The organism is Micromonospora sp. DT44 (genome assembly GCF_049841635.1).
Classification (GTDB): domain Bacteria; phylum Actinomycetota; class Actinomycetes; order Mycobacteriales; family Micromonosporaceae; genus Micromonospora.
The window spans coordinates 54051-70717 of sequence record NZ_JBNCKS010000011.1 but is presented as its reverse complement, the minus strand read 5'-3'; the positions used below and the strand labels follow the sequence as shown (position 1 = coordinate 70717).

The 16667-nt window shown below is 71.6% G+C and carries 16 protein-coding genes; 8 read left to right on the top strand and 8 right to left on the bottom strand.

Annotation, left to right across the window (positions count from 1 at the left end; all coding sequences use genetic code 11):
• Positions 1-8 precede the first annotated feature (8 nt).
• Genes ACLQ25_RS08800 through ACLQ25_RS08780 form a run of 5 tightly spaced genes read right to left on the bottom strand, consistent with a single transcriptional unit; the run spans position 9 to position 5386 of the window.
• Positions 9-1229, bottom strand: a complete 1221-nt coding sequence (locus ACLQ25_RS08800) for an MFS transporter (RefSeq protein WP_425730402.1) — start codon at positions 1227-1229, stop codon at positions 9-11.
• Positions 1220-2455, bottom strand: coding sequence for an ATP-grasp domain-containing protein (locus ACLQ25_RS08795; protein WP_425730401.1), 1236 nt, complete (start codon positions 2453-2455; stop codon positions 1220-1222). Before ACLQ25_RS08795 ends, ACLQ25_RS08800 begins: the two co-directional genes overlap by 10 nt.
• Positions 2452-3240 carry a B3/B4 domain-containing protein gene (locus tag ACLQ25_RS08790; RefSeq protein ID WP_425730400.1) on the bottom strand — a complete coding sequence of 263 codons (789 nt, stop codon included), beginning with the start codon at positions 3238-3240 and terminating at the stop codon, positions 2452-2454. Before ACLQ25_RS08790 ends, ACLQ25_RS08795 begins: the two co-directional genes overlap by 4 nt.
• The gene (locus ACLQ25_RS08785; RefSeq protein WP_425730399.1) at positions 3237-3926 is read right to left on the bottom strand and encodes an anthranilate synthase component II; all 690 of its coding nucleotides are present in this window, start codon (positions 3924-3926) and stop codon (positions 3237-3239) included. Before ACLQ25_RS08785 ends, ACLQ25_RS08790 begins: the two co-directional genes overlap by 4 nt.
• Positions 3923-5386, bottom strand: coding sequence for an anthranilate synthase component I family protein (locus ACLQ25_RS08780; protein ID WP_425730398.1), 1464 nt, complete (start codon positions 5384-5386; stop codon positions 3923-3925). Before ACLQ25_RS08780 ends, ACLQ25_RS08785 begins: the two co-directional genes overlap by 4 nt.
• A 411-nt stretch (positions 5387-5797) precedes the next feature.
• Between ACLQ25_RS08780 and ACLQ25_RS08775 the strand changes: the two genes are divergently transcribed.
• Complete coding sequence (locus ACLQ25_RS08775) at positions 5798-7144, top strand: PLP-dependent aminotransferase family protein (protein ID WP_425730397.1); 1347 nt, start codon at positions 5798-5800, stop codon at positions 7142-7144.
• On the opposite strand, the gene ACLQ25_RS08770 is transcribed toward ACLQ25_RS08775, so the two are convergent.
• The gene (locus ACLQ25_RS08770) at positions 7145-7321 is read right to left on the bottom strand and encodes a hypothetical protein (protein WP_425730396.1); all 177 of its coding nucleotides are present in this window, start codon (positions 7319-7321) and stop codon (positions 7145-7147) included. It abuts the gene before it with no gap.
• 27 nt (positions 7322-7348) lie between these two features.
• Positions 7349-8056, bottom strand: a complete 708-nt coding sequence (locus tag ACLQ25_RS08765; RefSeq protein WP_425730395.1) for an alpha/beta fold hydrolase — start codon at positions 8054-8056, stop codon at positions 7349-7351.
• A 302-nt stretch (positions 8057-8358) separates the two neighbouring features.
• Between ACLQ25_RS08765 and ACLQ25_RS08760 the strand changes: the two genes are divergently transcribed.
• The 7 genes from ACLQ25_RS08760 to ACLQ25_RS08730 all read left to right on the top strand — a co-directional run bounded on the left by ACLQ25_RS08760 (position 8359) and on the right by ACLQ25_RS08730 (position 15216).
• Positions 8359-9840: a family 43 glycosylhydrolase gene (locus ACLQ25_RS08760; protein WP_425730394.1), complete on the top strand. Its 1482-nt coding sequence runs from the start codon at positions 8359-8361 to the stop codon at positions 9838-9840.
• Positions 9841-9929: 89 nt separating this feature from the next.
• Positions 9930-10979 carry an SMP-30/gluconolactonase/LRE family protein gene (locus ACLQ25_RS08755; protein WP_425730393.1) on the top strand — a complete coding sequence of 350 codons (1050 nt, stop codon included), beginning with the start codon at positions 9930-9932 and terminating at the stop codon, positions 10977-10979.
• Between the two features lie 297 nt (positions 10980-11276).
• Positions 11277-11786, top strand: coding sequence for a hypothetical protein (locus ACLQ25_RS08750; protein ID WP_396799714.1), 510 nt, complete (start codon positions 11277-11279; stop codon positions 11784-11786).
• 3 nt (positions 11787-11789) lie between these two features.
• Positions 11790-12368 carry a hypothetical protein gene (locus ACLQ25_RS08745; RefSeq protein WP_425730392.1) on the top strand — a complete coding sequence of 193 codons (579 nt, stop codon included), beginning with the start codon at positions 11790-11792 and terminating at the stop codon, positions 12366-12368.
• Between the two features lie 7 nt (positions 12369-12375).
• Positions 12376-13593, top strand: a complete 1218-nt coding sequence (locus tag ACLQ25_RS08740) for an MAB_1171c family putative transporter (RefSeq protein ID WP_425730391.1) — start codon at positions 12376-12378, stop codon at positions 13591-13593.
• A complete protein-coding gene (locus tag ACLQ25_RS08735; RefSeq protein ID WP_425730390.1) occupies positions 13590-14432 on the top strand; it encodes an oxygenase MpaB family protein in 843 nt (280 codons plus the stop codon). Before ACLQ25_RS08740 ends, ACLQ25_RS08735 begins: the two co-directional genes overlap by 4 nt.
• Positions 14433-14823: 391 nt before the next feature.
• Complete coding sequence (locus ACLQ25_RS08730; RefSeq protein ID WP_425730389.1) at positions 14824-15216, top strand: hypothetical protein; 393 nt, start codon at positions 14824-14826, stop codon at positions 15214-15216.
• A gap of 81 nt (positions 15217-15297) precedes the next feature.
• Here ACLQ25_RS08730 and ACLQ25_RS08725 read toward each other — a convergent pair whose 3' ends face one another.
• Positions 15298-16533 carry a low temperature requirement protein A gene (locus ACLQ25_RS08725; RefSeq protein ID WP_425730388.1) on the bottom strand — a complete coding sequence of 412 codons (1236 nt, stop codon included), beginning with the start codon at positions 16531-16533 and terminating at the stop codon, positions 15298-15300.
• Positions 16534-16667 lie beyond the last annotated feature (134 nt).

Here is a 16667-nt window from a genome sequence, read left to right as displayed (position 1 = left end):
GGTGGGTATCAGGGACTGGCGGTGGCCGGTTCGGCGGGCGCCGGCACGGGTCGGACGGCCGGTCGGATTCGCAGCGCCGCGAACGCGACCACACCGACCACCGGGGTCAGCAGGAGGATCAGGAGGACGGGCCCGTGCCCCTGGGTCTGCCAGACGAAGCCGAGACCCATCGGCACGACCAACCGGGCCGAGCTGAGCACGAAGGCGTTCAGAGCCATGAAGCTGCTGACCCGACGCTCCTGCACGTGGTCGGCGATGTAGGTGGGCACCACCACCGAGGCGATGATCTCCCCGAGGGTCCAGACCACCGTGGAGAGCAGCACGGCGGGCAGGGAGAAGGCGAACACCAGGACGGCCATGCCGGCCGACCAGAGCAGGCCGGCCACGATCAGCAGGACCCGGGTCGAGTACGCCTTGATCCGCTTCTCGATCAGCAGGCTGGCGCTGACCACGACGACGCTGTTGATGGTGTAGACCGCGCCGACCAGCGCTACCGACGAGTGCAGCACGGTGGTGACCGCGAGGGGCAGCGTGTATTCCAGGCCGATCAGCGGCGCGACGTAACAGAAGGAGACCAGCACCAGCAGCGCCACGTCGACATCCCGCCGCAGCCCGGCCCAGCGGGTCGTGACGACCGGCGCGGTCGTCGGGGCACGGCGGGTCTCGGCGGGTACGAACAGCCAGATGGTGGCCGCCGCGAGCAGCCCGAGCAGGATGTTCCCGGCGAACATCAGCTCGTACGACAGAGCTGCCGCGAACCCGCCGAGCAGCGGGCCAACCCCCATGCCGAGGTTGTTGGCGAGATAGCTGACGGTGTACGCGAAGGGCCGCTCACCCGGCTCGGTCAGGTCGGCGATCAACGTGTTGGCCGCCGGGGAGAACATGCCCATGCCGACCAGCGCGACGAAGAGCAGCACCGCGTACGTCCAGGTGGGACCGTCGACCAGGGCCAGGCCCAGGTAACCGGTCGCGTTGAGCAGCAGGCTCGCCACCAGCGCGGCGCGGCGACCGGCGCGGGCGCAGACCGGCCCGCTGAGAAGGCTGCCGGCGAGCAGACCGGTGCTACCCGCGGAGATCAGCACGCCCGCCTCGCCGGTGCTGAGGTGCCGGCTCTGCACCAGGTAGACCGCGAGCAGGGGAAACACGAACATGCCGGCCCGGTTGATGAAGGACGCGTAGACCAGCATCCGCAGCGGGCGGGGCAGGGCCCGGAACCGGCTCAGCCACATGACGACTTCCCCACCGGTTCGGTGCGCACCTCGAACGAGTCGCGGATGACCTTGAAGCGGGCGCGGACGGCGTCGAAGTCCCGCCCCTCGCAGACGTACCAGCCGAGCACGTCGTTCGAGGCGGTCGGCGCGGCGAGCACGTCACCGACGCTCTTCCACACGTCCGCGTCCCGTACCGCGTCGAGCGCCCGCAGCTGTGCCGCCGAGGTGATCGAGGTGATCCGCCCGTACCGGTCGGAGCACAGGTACTCGGTGCCGATCTCCGGCCCGAGCGTGGTCGTCGGCACGTGCTCCGGGTCCAGTTCGAGGCGGCACCACTCCCCGGCCAGGTTGATCCCCCGTCCGGCCTCGATGGCGGGGACGATCGAGCCGCCACCGGCCCGGGCCGCCGCCTCGCCGAAGACCACCTCGCCGTCGTCGCGGAGGAAGAACTCGACGTGCGCCACGCCGGTCCGCATCCCGAAGCCACGCAGCACGGTGGCGCTGGCGGCCAGGATGCGCCGCTCGGCGTCGGTCAGGTCGTGTTTGCGGGAGACCGTGCCGCCGGGCTCGTCGCGGAACTCCAGAACGGAGTACGTGTAGCGGGAGAGCTGCTCGAAGACCACCTCGCCGTCGCGCAGCAGCGAGTCGACGTGGTATTCGGCTCCCCGGACGTACTCCTCCAACCGGTAGTCGTGCCGGTCGTCGGCGATCAACGGCCACACCCGGGCGAGATCCTCGGCGGAGTCCACCCGGTGCGTGTCGCCGCAGGCCCAGCCGGCGTACGGCTTGACGACCACCGGCCAACCGACCTCGGCGGCGAACTCGGCGACCGCCCCGACCGTCTCGGGGCGGCAGGAGCGGGCCACCGGCACGCCCAGCTCGGTGGCGCGGCGGTGCATGACGTTCTTGTCGCGGAAGGTCAGCGCCCCCTCCGGGTCGAGCCCGTCGATGCCGTGGTCCCGTCGGCAGTGGGCGGCGGTCAGCACGTCGCCCTCGAAGAGCGGGAAAACGCGCCGCACCGGGTGCTCGGCGACGATCGTCGCGACGACCGAACGGACGGCCTCCCGGTCGTCGAGGTCGGCGTGGTAGCAGGGCAGACCGGCGGTGTCGGCGGACGGCTGCCCGGTCGGCAGCAGCGCGACGGTCGCCACGCCCCGCTCGGCGGCGGCGGCGACCACGGCGCGGAACTGGGCGGCGTACCGACCGGCCGCCGGGCGGTAGATCACCAGGATCGCGCCGTTCACGGACGGCTCCGACCGTTGCTGCCCGCGGGGCTCAGCGGTCCAGCGGTACGCAGGACGGCGCTCGTCGCGTCACGGTCGAGCACCGCCGCCTGCCGTGGGCCGGCGGACATCTCGGCGAGGGCGTCGTCGAGGCGGGCCAACGCGTCCACCACCTCCGCCCGTCCGCCGGGGTGGGCCGACTCGACGGTGAGCAGCAACGCGTGCGGGCCCAGGTCGGTGCGGATCAGGTGGCCCTGCCGCCAGTTCCAGCGCCGCGAGTGGGCCCGCCCGTCGGCGTCGGCGTAGACGACCTCACCCGGCTCGGGACGCTCGGGCGCGTCGGGAACGCCCAGCGGCAGGTAGGTTTCCGTGCCGTCGGCCGGCCGCACCACGAGGTCGGTGAGGCCGTCGACCGCGCACGACGCCACCGGTAGCGCCGCGCCGAGCGAGACGGCGTTGCAGAGGTCGACCAGGGCGTTGATCCGGGGCAGCCGGTCGCCCTTGGCCACCCGGCGGGTGATCGATTCGGCGGCGCAGGGGAACCGGTTCGGGTTCACCCCCACCGCCCGGTACGCCTCGCGCCAGGCCGCGATGCCCGGCAGGTCGGCCACGCCGGCCTTGTCCAGGCCGGCGCCGTGCAGCGCGTCCTCGGCGGCGGTGAGCAGCGCCGACACGGCGGGAGGCGCCGGTACCACCTCGACCAGCGCCACGGCGAGCACGCCGAGCACGTAGTCCGGCACCGCGGTCAGCACCCGGTCGTCGATGCGGACGGTGAGAGTGGCCGCACCGTCGCTGAGCTGGGTCATCGTGGTCCTCGTGAGAGTCGGGTCCGATTGTCCGCCCGACCGTACGCAGCGGGACGACCACCGCTTGTGGCCAATCCGGGGTGATCCGGTGAGGCCAATCCGGGTGGCCGCGCGGTCGTCGACGCGTGGCGCAGGAAGTTGTCGAACAACCGCAGGCCGGCCTCGGTGAGCACGCTCTCCGGGTGGAACTGCACCCCCTGCACCGCGAGCGTGTGGTGTCGTACCCCCATCACGTAGCCGTCGTCGGACGACCGGGCGGTCACCAGCAGGGCCGCGGGCACCGGGTCCGCGACGATCAGCGAGTGGTAGCGGGTGACGGTGAGCGGCGCGGGCGTGCCCTCGAACACGCCCCGGCCGTCGTGGGTGACCACGCTGGTCTTGCCGTGCATCAGGTGCCGGGCGACCGCGACCGTCCCGCCGTAGGCGAGGCCGATCGCCTGGTGGCCGAGACAGACCCCGAGCAGCGGGACCCGACCGGCGAAGGCGTGCACCAGCTCCACGTGCCCGGACTCGGCGGGGTGGCCGGGCCCGGGGCCGAGCACCACCGCCTCTGGCCGCAGGGCCACGAGTTGGTCGCTGGTCGCCGCCCGAGAGCGGACCACCACGGTCCGCGCGCCGAGGGTCCGCAGGTACTGGTCGATGATGTGGGTGAAGCTGTCGTACGCGTCGACGAGCAGGACCTTCACGGCAGCAGCTCCGTACCGGTCAGGGCCCAGTAGGTGGCGCTCATCTTGGCCAGCGTCTCGCGCCACTCGTCGCCGGGGGTGGAGTCGGCCACGACCCCGGCCGAGGCCTGGGTCCGGTAGCGCCGGCCGTCGTGCACGGCGGTCCGGATGCAGAGGGCGAGCACCGCGTACCCACGGACGTCGACCAGCCCGACCGCGCCGGCGTAGACGCCCCGGGGCTCGTCCTCCAGACCGTCGATGATCTCCATGGCCCGCAGCTTCGGGGCGCCGGTCATGGTGCCGGCCGGGAAGGTCGCGCAGATCGCCGCCCACACGTCGGCGTCGTCGGCGAGCTGGCCCGAGACGGTCGAGACCAGGTGGTGCACGTACGCGAACGGCTCGACGTCGAACATGCTGTCGACGCTGAGCGTCCCCGGCACGCAGACCCGGCCGATGTCGTTGCGGCACAGGTCGACGAGCATGACGTGCTCGGCCCGTTCCTTCTCGCTCGTCGCCAGCTCGACCACCCGCCGCCGGTCGGCTTCGGGGTCGACGGCGCGGGGGGCCGTTCCGGCGATCGGACGCATCGAGAGCCGGCCGTCCTCGATGCGCAGGAACAGCTCCGGGCTGGCCCCGATGACGGTCCGGCCGGCCCACGGGGTGAGGTACATGTACGGCGACGGGTTGCGGTGACGCAGCCGCCGGTAGACCTCCAACGGTGTCAGCGTCGTCTCCACGTCGATCCGGTGGCCGATCTGGATCTGGTAGCTGTCCCCGACCTCGATGTGCCGCAGGCACTGCTTCACCCGGGCGGCGAACGTCTCCTCGTCGACGGTGTCCCGGATCAGACGCGGCGGCGGGGCGGCCGGCACGTGCGGGTGCGGGGCGGTCGGTCGCACGGGCAGCTCGGGCAGCCGGGCGCCGTCGTCCGGGGGCAGGTGCGGGCCGCTGGCGTCGAGCCGCCGGACCGTGCCGGCGCGTAGATCCCACCAGACGGTGTGCCGGAACAGCGCGAGCGTGCAGCGGGGAACGTCGTCGACCACCCGCTCGGTCGCGAGTTCGTCCATGTCCCGCGCGGCCTCGTACGCCAGGGTGGTGAGGAAACCGAAGGCGAAGGAGTCGGTGGGGACGGTCGTGCGCACGGCGAACGCGCGCTGGGCCGCCCGGACGGCGGCCCACACCTCGGTCGGGCCGGCGACGGGCCAGACCCGCGCCGTGGCGGACCGCCGGCCCGGTTCTTGCAGGACGGCGGTGAACACGGCGGCCAGGGCGTCACCCAGCGGACCGTCGGCGGTCAGCTCGAGGCGGTCGGCGATGAGTCGCACCTCGGCGAGAAGACCCCAACCGACGGCTGCGGCATATCGGTCCCGAACAGGACCGTCCAGGCTTTCGAACAGATACAGGTCGTCGCGGGAAAGACTGTCGGCGAGTGCCGTGTAGAGCGACAACGGATCGATCGACGGCAGTGTGATAGATGTCACTTCCACCGGAATTGAAGCCATTAATGGTGTAAATGTGCCGGTCGACGAATGTGCTCCGATCGACCACGTGGCGCGTTCGGTTGACAATAGGGACACTTGCGGAACCCCCTCTGAACAGCCCGATTCCGCACCACCGTTGGCGCTGGCCCCGCCGACGACGCGGCAGGTCGGACCCTTCCCCCAGGCGAAAGGACTTCGCACGACCACCCTGTGCCGGCGTCAGGGCGTCCGCATTGGACACGCTCGGAACATACGCCCTGATTCGCCGGCCACCGGGCGGTTGCGCACCCGACCAACACTTTCCACAGGCACGGATCACGCTGTCCATACCACTTCGGCGATCTCGGAGCGGACCACTTGTCCCTTAATCTAAGCCTGCCAATAGATGGGCAATCGCGTGGAACGCTGGCAGTGCAGCTCCGTAACGCATTCCGCAGGCAGATCGAGGAGGGCGCGCTGCGCCCCGGCACCCGGGTGCCGTCGAGCCGGCAGCTCGCCGCCGACCTCGGCGTGTCCCGCAGTGTGGTCGTCGAGGCGTACGAACAACTCTGTGCCGAGGGGTACCTCGTCTCCCAGCACGGCTCGGGCACCTCCGTGGCGGCGGCGGCACGCGCCGACGTCGCCTCGGCGCTCACCCCGGACGACCACGCGCCCGCCCCGGCGGTCTGCGACCTGCGCACCGGCAGCGCGCACGACTCGACGTTCCCCCGCCAGGACTGGATCCGGGCGGTCAGCGCGGTGGTCACCTCGGCCGGACGTCGCGAGCTGGGCTACGCCCCGCCGTCCGGGCTGCCGGTCGTGCGGCACACCCTCGCCGGCTACCTGGGCCGGGTGCGTGGGGTACGGACCCGGCCGGAGCGCCTCATGGTCACGTCCGGCTTCGCGCAAGGGCTCGCGTTGCTCTGCCGCGTGTTGCGCGACCGTGGCCACGACACGCTCGGGGTGGAGGATCCGGGGCACCCGGGCGAATGGGAGTTCGTCGCCGAGGCCGGCCTGCGTCCGGTGGGCATCCCGGTGGACTCCGACGGCATCCGGGTGGACGCGCTGGACGCGAGCGGCGTCCGTGCCGTGCTGGTCACCCCGGCCAGCCAGTTCCCGACCGGCGTCACGCTCACCGCACGACGCCGGGCACAGCTCGTGGCCTGGGCGAAGAAGGTCGACGGCTACGTCATCGAGGACGACTTCGACGCCGCCCTCGTCGCCCCGGCGCACCGGTTGCCGGCGGTGCAGAGCCTCGCGCCCGACCGGGTGGTCTACGCCGGCAGCGCCAGCAAGGTCCTCACGCCGGCGCTGCGCCTCGGCTGGCTGGCCATCCCCGCCGACCTGACCGCGCCGGTCGAGCGGATCCGCGCCAGTTGGGACATCGGCTGCTCCGGCCTGGAACAGCTCGCCTTCGCCCGGCTGATCGACACCGGCGCCTTCGACCGGCACCTGCGCCGACTCGGCGCGGACGTGCAGAAGCGCCGGCAGGCGGTCCGCGACTTCGTCGCCGAGCGCCTGCCCGACCTCACCCTCCTCGGCGCGAACGGCGGACTCCAGGCGTACCTGCTGCTGCCGACCAGGTACGCGGAAGAGGCCGTGGTGCACGCGGCCCGACGTCGCTCGGTGCTGGTCCGCGGTGGCCGCTTCTACGCCCTCCGGCCGGACGACCGTCCGCCGGCGCTGGTCCTCGGCTACGCCGGGGTACGCGGTCCGGAACTGGGGCGGGGCCTGGCCGGGATAGCCGCGGCGTACCGGGAGACGACCGGTCGCGCGTGATCAGTCAGCCGGCCCGGCCCGGGTCGGCTCGCGCACCATGAACACGTCGATCGGGTCCTCGGTCTCGAGGGTGAACCCGTGCCGCTCGTACAGCCGCCGGGCCGGGCTGCCGCGCAGCACGTTCAACCGGACGCGGATGCGATCGCGGTCGCAGCGGTCGAGGAGCCAGCGCAGCACGGCCGCGTCGAGCCGCCGGCGGTCGCGTCAGGCGCGGACGGCCTCGATGATCGACTCGGCGGCCTCGCCCGGCCGGGCCGCCGCCATCGCGTGCGACCCGCCGACGACCTCGCGCTGCCCGCGCGGCGCGGCCCGCTCGGCCATGAAGCGGTGCGCGGCGACCGGGATGTTCTTGTCGGCGTCCCCGAACACGAACCAGCTCGGCAGGGACCGCCAGGCGGGTTCGCCGGTGAGCCCGTCGCCCAGGGCCTGCTCGGTGATGGGCCGCTGGGTGCGGGCCATCAGCGCGGCGAGGTCGTCCGACACGTCGGCGCAGAACTGGGCGTGGTAAGCAGCCTGGCCGATCGCCACCTCGTTGCCGCCGGTGGACACCGGGTACTGCACGAGCGTGTCAGCGAGCGTGCTGCCGGGGAACTTTCCGGAGAGCGACAGCGCCGACTCGCCGGTGTCCGGAGCGAACGCGTTGACGTACACGAGGGCCCGCACCGACGTGTCGCCCGCCGCGGCCTGCGTGATCACCATGCCGCCGTACGAGTGGCCGACGAGCACGACCGGTCCGCCGATCCCCCGTACCACGTCCCGCACGTACGCGGCGTCGCCCGCGACGCTGCGCAGCGGGTTGGCGGCGGCCACGACGTTGTACGCGTCGCCCAGCCGCTCGATCACGCCGTTCCAGCTCGCCGACTCGGCGAACGCGCCGTGCACCAGGACGACGGTGGGCTGCGGATCGGACATGACAGACGCTCCCTCGCTCGCGACGCTCGTTCTCCACCGGCTGCACCGGTGCGCCTGAGTACCCGCGCCACAACGGCGAAACATGCTGCGGCTGGAGCGTCACACGGCCGCAGGCGCCGGCCCGCCGCTCGGCCGGCCCGCCGAACTACCGGAAGACCTTGACACTCGTCGATGTTAGCGCCAACACTGGGCCCGTTACCGGGGCGCAACACTCCCGTCACACACCTTGCCCGCGAGCGTTCCCCGCCTCCCGCGGGTGCCGCAGGTTGGCCGGCGCCGCGTACACAGCTCACGGAGGACAGATGCCGCTGCCACTTGACCAGAGGGCCGCAGGTCCCGGCGTCCTCCGCCGCCGACGGTCGGTCCTGGCCGCGATGCTGGTGGTGCTCGCCGTGTCGGCCGGGCTGCCCGTGGCGGGGCCCGCGCAGGCCGCGCCCGCCGTGAACTACACCAACCCGCTGGTCAGCCAGCGGGCCGACCCGCACATCTTCCGGCACACCGACGGCTACTACTACCTGACCGCGACCGTGCCGCAGTACGACCGGATCGTCCTGCGCCGCGCGACCACGCTGCAGGGGCTGGCGACGGCGGCGGAGACCACGATCTGGAGCCGGCACACCAGCGGAGAGATGGGCGCCCACATCTGGGCCCCGGAGATCCACTTCATCAACAACCGCTGGTACGTCTACTTCGCCGCCGGCCGGACCGACGACGTGTGGCGCATCCGGATGTACGTGCTGGAGACCGCCAACGCGAACCCACTCACCGGAGGCTGGACCGAACGCGGCCAGATCACGACGCCCTGGGACACCTTCAGCCTGGACGCCTCGACCTTCGTGGCCAACGGGGTGCGCTACCTGACCTGGGCGCAGCAGGAGCCGGGCATCTCCACCAACTCGAACGTCTACCTCGCCCGGATGGGCGCCAACCCGTGGCAGATCACGGGCACCGTGACCCGGCTCGTCGTACCGACGTACGCCTGGGAGACCCGCGGCTACCGGGTTGCCGAGGGACCCGCCGTGGTCCAGCGCAACGGGCGTCTCTTCCTGACCTACTCGGCCAGCGCCACCGACGCCAACTACTGCCTCGGGATGCTCAGCGCCTCGACCACCGCGAACCTGCTCGACGCGGCCTCCTGGAGCAAGAGCCCCAATCCGGTCTTCGCCACCAGCGCGGCCACCGGCCAGTACGGCCCCGGCCACAACTCGTTCACCGTCTCCGAGGACGCGCAGAGTGACATCCTCGTCTACCACGACCGGAACTACCGCGACATCAGCGGCGACCCCCTGAACGACCCCAACCGGCGGACCCGCCTCCAGAAGCTGTACTGGAACGCCGACGGCACCCCCAACTTCGGCATCCCCGTGCCCGACGGGGCAACCCCGGTCCGGCTGCGGTCGCACGACCTGACGACCAGCTACGTCCGGCACTACGACTACCGGGCACGGGTCGAGCCGAACGTGACCAACCTGGCCGACTCCCAGTTCCGCATCGTCAACGGCCTGGCCGGCGGCGGGAGCGTTTCGTTGGAGTCGACCAACTACCCGGGCTACTACCTGCGCCACTACGGATTCGCCCTGTCCATCGCAGCGAACGACGGGTCGTCGATCTTCGCCAGCGATGCGAGTTTCCAACGCCGGCCCGGCCTGGCCGACAGCGCCGGTATCTCGCTGGAGTCACAGAACTACCCGGGCCGCTACGTGCGCCACCGCGACGGTCTGCTCTACCTGGAGGCGGTCGGTACGAGCGCCGAGCGAAGCTCCGCCACCTTCCACCTGGAATAGCCCAGGCGGGCGGGCCGCACCGCGCCCGCACGCGCCCTCGACACCGTCGGCCGGTCCGCGCGACCCGTCGACGCCGATTGGAGCACCCGATGAACCGGCGTCCCACCATCGCCATCCTGGCCGGGCTCTGCCTCGCGGTCAGCGCGGCACCCGTTCCCGCCGCCGCCCGACCGTCGGCGACCGCCCAGGCCGGCGCGTACGCCAGGCTCGCCGGCCCGCCCGGCACGCCGCCCGGCGCCTGCCCGACGGGGGCCAGCTACGGCTCGCCACTGCCGTCCAGTTCGGTGACGGCGCCCCGCATCCAGGGCGGCTTCTCGTTCCTCGAAGGGCCAGTCTGGGTCGCCGACGGCGGCTACCTCCTCTTCTCCGACATGGCCGCCGGCACCGGGCCGTACAACGTGCAGCCGTCCACGATCCGCAGGTTCACGCCGCCGTCGGCGTTCGACACGTTCATCTCGAACGCCGGCAGCAACGGCATCGCGCTCAGCGCCGACGGCCAGCAGCTCGTGGCGGCCACCCACGACCAGCGCAACGTGTCCGCGTACCGGCTGAATGACCGGGCCCGCAGCACCGTCGCGACGAACTACCAGGGTCGGGCGTTCAACTCACCCAACGACGTCGCGGTCCGCTCGGACGGCGTCACCTACTTCACCGACCCCAACTTCCAGCGCGGCAACCGCCCGGACCAGATGAACGGGCGCACCAGCGTCTTCCGCGTCGTCAACGGGCAGGTGTCGCTGGTGGACGACCAACTGCGCCAGCCCAACGGCATTTCGCTCTCACCGGACGGAAGCACGCTGTACGTGGGCGCCTACTCCGAGAACAAGATCTACAAGTACGCCGTCCAGCCCGATGGCAGCACCGGCGCGCGGAGCGTCTTCGTGAACTACATCGGCGGCCCGGACGGCGGCACGATCGACTGCGCCGGCAACGTGTACTGGACCTCCGGCGGGGACTCCCTCGTCCACGTCTACTCCCCCACGGGCGTCCAGTTGGGCACGATCCGGTCCGGCTTCACCGGGACGACCAACGTCGCCTTCGGTGGCTCCGACCGGCAGACCCTGTTCATCACCTCGGGCCCACGGAACGACTCCGGCCTGTACAGCGTCCGGCTCAACGTTCCGGGCTACCCGTACTGAGGTAGGTGGTAGCGGGCTGACCAGAAGGACCGGCACGACCGGGTCGGGCCGTGGGAGGAATCCCCCGTTGTGCTCCTCGCGGAGCGGATTCCTCCCCGCTTCCCCCCCCAGGTTCGGCCCGGACCGGCCCGATCGGCCTGTCGCGCAACACACGTTGAGCACAACGGGTTCACGCTCAACGTGTGTTGCTCCGAACAGGAGCGAGCTTACGCTCACGTTCCGTGTGCGTGTCAACGTCTGTTTCGCGACGGGGCACATCTGCGACACTGTCGTTCAGGTCGCCGGAGGGTGAAGGGCATGGTGGACGGTCGTCGCACGGAGCGGGAGTTGCCGCCCCTCGACACGTTGGCAGCACGGCTGGAGTACCTGTTCGACAAGATCCGTCCCACGCCTGACGAACTCGGCGACTCCGACGAGCCCGGGCGCAGGTACACCAATCGGGAGATCGCCGACAAGATCAACGAAGCGGCGGCCGAGACGGGCGTGACGATCAGCGCCGCCTACATCGGCGAGCTGCGTCGTGGCGTGGCGAGCGATCCCCGTACCTCGCACGTACGCGCCCTGGCCGCCGCCTTCGGTGTCAACTCGGGCTACTTCGTGGACGACGCGGCGGCACGACGGATCCAGGACCAGATCACGTTGCTCAGCGAACTGCGGCGGATGGACGTCAAGCGGGTGGCGCTGCGGCAGGTGCTCGCCGACAACGGCCTCTCCGCGACCGACACGCGGCTCGTCGAACAGATGGTGGCCCGGCTACGGGCCGTGGCAGAGGGCACCGGCACGACCGCGTCCGACGATCGTCGGTAGCGGGTGGCAGTGCAGATCCTGCGGTGGGAGCACACCGACGAGTGGGGGAACACCGACGTGAGGTTGCATCGCCTACGCCGACGCTGCGAACGCATCGTCGCCGAGCTGGAGATGCCGGACCCCTTCGACGTCCGGAGGCTGTGCGACGTCCTCGGTGAGCGGCGCGGCCGGCCCATTCACCTGGTACCGATCGCGCTGCCGGCGCAGACGGTGTGCGGGATGTGCGTGCCGACGAACGACTTCGACGCGATCTTCTACGAACAGGACACCTCGCCGCTGCACCAACTGCTGATCATCGGCCACGAGCTGGGTCACCTGCTCGCCGGGCACCAGGCGACCGAGGTGCTGGACGCGGACGCCTCCCGGCTGCTGCTGCCCGACCTCGACCCGCAACTCGTGCGGCGCAGTCTCGGCCGCAGCAACTACGCCGCGGCCGAGGAGCGCGAGGCCGAGATGATCGGCTCACTGCTGCTGCGGCGGGTCCGCAGCGGGCGCGGTGACGCGGACGAGGCACCTGTCGACGGGCAGGACGCCGAGTTGTACGGCCGGCTGCGGCACTCCCTCGAACACCCCCACTGGTAGCGCGGGAATGGACACCGTCCTCTACACCGTGTGCGCGGCATCCGGTTGGGTCGCGTTCGTGTACATGGTGCGGTTGCAGCGCCGCCATCCGAGCCGGGCCCGCCGCGCGATCTGCGCGGGCCTCGGTGCGTTCGCCGCCGGGATCACGGTCGCCATCCCGCCCGTCGCGAGCGCGATCGACGAGGTGTCGGGCCTGCCCAACCTCGCCAAGGTGATGGCGCACGCCGGGGCCCTGACCATCTCGGCGAACGCCGAGATCATGCTGCTGCACTTCGCGCTGCCCCCGGCGACGGCCGCCGTCCGTGCCCGCCGCTGGGGCTGGGTCACCGCGTGCGCGTTCCTCGTCATGTTCGGCCTGTTCGCCGTCACCCTCACGTACGACGAGCCGGTGCGGCTGACCGTCGAGTACGCGACCGACCCCGTCGTCACCGCCTACCTGCTGATCTTCCTGCTGCTCGGCTTCTTCGCCTACTGCTTCGACATCACCCGGCTGTGCTGGGGCTTCGCGAAGATCTGCGGACGCCCCTGGCTGCGCCGCGGCCTGCGCATCACGGCCGTGGGCGCAGCCGTCGCGCTGCTCTACAGCACCAACAAGATCGTCTACCTCGTCGCCTACTGGGCCGGCTACCGGCCGACCGGCGAGCGGCAGATCGCGGCGGTGCTGGTGACCATCGGCGCATTGCTCATCACGATCGGCCTCACCATGCCGGCGTGGGGACCCACGCTCAAGATCGGCCAACGGTGGGAGGACTTCCACTCGTACCGGCGACTCGAACCGCTCTGGCGGGACCTCGTCGCGGCCCTTCCCGAGCTGGAACTCGACCCCACCCTGCGCCGCCGGTTCGCGGCCCTGCGCGACAGCGACTACGCGCTCACCCGTCGGGTCGCCGAGATCCGCGACGGCCGCCTGGCGCTGCGCCCGTACACCGAGGTGGGGGTGACGGCGCTGGCCGACCGGTTCGCCGAAGGCGCCGGCCTCGGCACCACCGAGCGGCAGGCGGCGATCGAGGCCGCGCACCTGGCCTGCGCGCTGCGGCGACATCGGGCCGGCCAGATGGCCGCGGACCCGCAGCCCGCCGACGAGCTGCACCGCCCGGACGGTGGCTATGCCGGCGAGGTGGCGTGGCTGACGCTCGTCACCGACGCCTACGCCCGATCACCGGTGGTGGCCCGGACGCTCGACGCCGCCACACCGCACCCGACGGCAGGAGACGCGCGCCGATGAAGGGCCGTTACGACAACCTGGAGCGGATCCGCACGCTGGACCCGCAGCGCGACTACCTGGACATCTACCAGACGATGCTGCGATACGAGTTCCCCTGGGACCTCAAGCTGGGCCTCAACCTGGCGTTCAACAGGTCCTTCTCGGTCCCGGCCATCGCCGCCGTGCACACCACCACGGGCGAGCTGACCGACCGCACCCAGAAGCGCATCGACGACACCGGCCTGCTGATGTACGAGATGGTCCTCAACGGCTTCGACCAGCCCCGGGGCCGTGACGCCCTCCGGCGGGTCAACCAGATCCACCGTCCGTACGACATCGGCAACGACGACTTCCGCTACGTCCTGGGCTGCCTCGTCGTGATCCCGATTCGGTGGCTGCGCGCCTACGGCTGGCGTCCGCCCTGCTGCCACGAGCGGCAGGCCACCTACCTGTTCTACCGAGAGCTCGGCCGTCGGATGGGCATCACGGACATCCCCGGGTCGTTCGAGGAGTTCGAGACCTGGTTCGACGCCCACGACGCCGCCCACCTGCTGCCCAACGACGACGCGGCGGCCATCGAGCGGGCCACCCGCATGCTGATGCTCGCCCGCCTCCCCCGCCCGCTCGCGCCACTGGGGAACGCACTGGTCAGCGCCATGTACGACGAGCCGCTGCGGCGCGCGACACGGGTCGACACGCCGCCGTGGCCGGTCCGGGCCGGCCTGCGCCTCGCGTTGCGGACACGCGCCCGGTGGCAGCGGTGGTTCGGGGCGCCCCGGGCCACGCCGCTGTTCGCCGACGGCATCAGGGCTCGGACCTACCCCCAGGGGTACGAGATCAGCCAGCTCGGCCCGCGCTGATCAGCGGCTGGTTGGCGCCGAGGCCGCCAGGGTCGGGAACGGCTTGACGTGGCGGCCCCCGTAACGGAAGGTCAGATATCGGCAACCTTCTATGATTCGAGGAGGACCGATGAAGGCAATCGCCACCACCGCCGCAGCCCTGCTGCTCCTGGTCTCGGGCGGCGCATCCGCCGCACGAGGCGCATCCGCCGCACGAGGCGCATCCGCCGCACGAGGCGCATCCGCCCCACCAGGCGCATCCGCCCCACGAGGCGCATCCGCCCCACGAGGCGCATCCGACGCACGAGGCGCATCCGACGCACCACCGGCACCCGCCGCGCCCTGCGCCGGGCAGGTTCACCCCAACCCGTCGTTCGAGCGCGGCGCCGACGGCTGGACGGCCGGCCCCCGCGTGGTCGTGCTCGGCGACGAGACCCGGCCGGCCCACACCGGTCGCGCGTACGCCACCTTCGCCGGCCTGGACGTGACGCGTAGCGACCTGCTGCGCACGACCGTCACCGTGCCGGCCAACTGCAACCTGACGGTCCGTTTCTGGGTCCGCACCAGCACCACGGAAACCACCCGCGGTGACTACCTGAACGTCGGGCTGGCGGTCACCGGCATTCCCCCGAAGACGAGGTTCTCGCTGGCCTTCGACGGCGGTGCGCAGTGGCGGGAGTACGGCATGTCGAGCGGGACGGCGGCGGTCGAGCGCACCGCGACGGCGAGTTTCCTGAGCAGCGAGACGGCCGGCAACGGCGTCACGGCCTTCGACGTCGACGACGTGACCTTCACGTTGAGTTGACGACAACGGGCGGGCGGTCGACTCGACCGCCCGCCTCCGCGTCGCCCACCCCTGCGCCGTCTTCGCGGCAAGGCCGAGCCGTCACGCCTCGAAGTCGCGGCTGCCGGGCAACTCCCGCCCGACCGGCGGGGTGGGGACCTGTGGCGGGTGCCGCCGACTGCCCAGCGCGTCGAGGACCGCGACCAGGGTCAGCACCCCGGCCACCGCACACAGACCGACCATCGGCGGCCAGCGGGTCAACGCCGGCGTGACCAGCAGCAGGACCACGAATCCGATCGTCCGCGATCGGGAGATCTGGCCGAACACCTCGTACTCCAACCGCAACCGCGCGACGAGGAAGAGCGCCGGACCACCCACCACGAACAGCAGCCACGCCGGCCGGGGCGCGCCGAACGGGTCGCCGATCACCAGTTCGTAGCCGACCGAGGTGAGGAGCACGCTGAGCAGGATGAGCAGGTGCGTCCGCTCCAACGCCGTACCCAGGCGAGCGGGCTGGCCCGCCCCACCCAGCGCCTCGGTCAGCAGCAGACCGGCGCGGTGGAAGTAGATCCGCCAGATCAGCGCGGTGGTGACGAAGGCGACCGTGAAGGCGGCCGCTCGACCCGCGGAGTAGTCCTGGCCGCTGAACTCCACGCCGATCACCAGGATCGACTCGCCGAGCGCGATGAGGAACATCTGCTGGTAGCGGTCGGCGAGATGCGTACCGGCGATCCGCCAGTGCGCCACCGCCGCGGCGCCCAGGCGCGGCAGCGGCCACCCCAGGAACCAGGCGAGGTAGTCGACGCCGACGGCGACGGCCCACAGCGGCAGGCGCAGTCGCTCCGGGCCGAGCGCGCCGACCAGCCAGATCGGCGCGCTCAGCGCAGCCCACGCGGAGAGCCGGAACGCGACCAGCCGCCGGGGATGGCCCCGCAGCGCGGCCGCGATCACCAGCGGCCGGACCACCATCACCAGCAGGTACGCGACCACGAACGGGAGCGCCCGCTCCTCCATGGCCCGGGGCAGGGTGACCGCCATGACCAGGCCGGCGAACATCGTGCCGACCACCACGGCCTGGATGATCGCGCTCTCGGGCTCGTAGCGGCTGGTGATCCAGGTGGTGTGCGACCAGACCAGCCAGAGCGCCAGGAACAGCAGCAGGGTACGACCGAGCCCATCGACGAGTTCCCACCCCGTGTCGCCGTCCAGCTCGACGAAGCGCTGCGAGACCCGCGTGAGTGCCACCACGAAGGCGAGGTCGAAGAAGAGCTCCAGGAACGTGGCGCGCCCAGCGCTGTCCGGAGGGCGCAGGAGGTCCGCACCGCGTTTCCCCGACATCGTCCCCCTCCGTCCGCCCTCGTCGCACCAACGAGCGGCCCGCCGAGGGGGATGTGCCGTCGGGGGTACGCGACAGGGTGGTTCAACGTGAATATCCCCTAACTTCGACAAATCCCCCTTAAGTTCGATGCGCA

Excerpts from the sequence above, each read along its gene's own strand:
- ACLQ25_RS08725 (WP_425730388.1), bottom strand. The coding sequence starts at position 16,533 with ATGTCGGGGAAACGCGGTGCGGACCTCCTGCGCCCTCCGGACAGCGCT.
- ACLQ25_RS08765 (WP_425730395.1), bottom strand. The coding sequence starts at position 8,056 with ATGTCCGATCCGCAGCCCACCGTCGTCCTGGTGCACGGCGCGTTCGCC.
- ACLQ25_RS08750 (WP_396799714.1), top strand. The coding sequence starts at position 11,277 with ATGGTGGACGGTCGTCGCACGGAGCGGGAGTTGCCGCCCCTCGACACG.
- ACLQ25_RS08740 (WP_425730391.1), top strand. The coding sequence starts at position 12,376 with ATGGACACCGTCCTCTACACCGTGTGCGCGGCATCCGGTTGGGTCGCG.
- ACLQ25_RS08800 (WP_425730402.1), bottom strand. The coding sequence starts at position 1,229 with ATGTGGCTGAGCCGGTTCCGGGCCCTGCCCCGCCCGCTGCGGATGCTG.
- ACLQ25_RS08735 (WP_425730390.1), top strand. The coding sequence starts at position 13,590 with ATGAAGGGCCGTTACGACAACCTGGAGCGGATCCGCACGCTGGACCCG.
- ACLQ25_RS08790 (WP_425730400.1), bottom strand. The coding sequence starts at position 3,240 with ATGACCCAGCTCAGCGACGGTGCGGCCACTCTCACCGTCCGCATCGAC.
- ACLQ25_RS08755 (WP_425730393.1), top strand. The coding sequence starts at position 9,930 with ATGAACCGGCGTCCCACCATCGCCATCCTGGCCGGGCTCTGCCTCGCG.
- ACLQ25_RS08760 (WP_425730394.1), top strand. The coding sequence starts at position 8,359 with ATGCCGCTGCCACTTGACCAGAGGGCCGCAGGTCCCGGCGTCCTCCGC.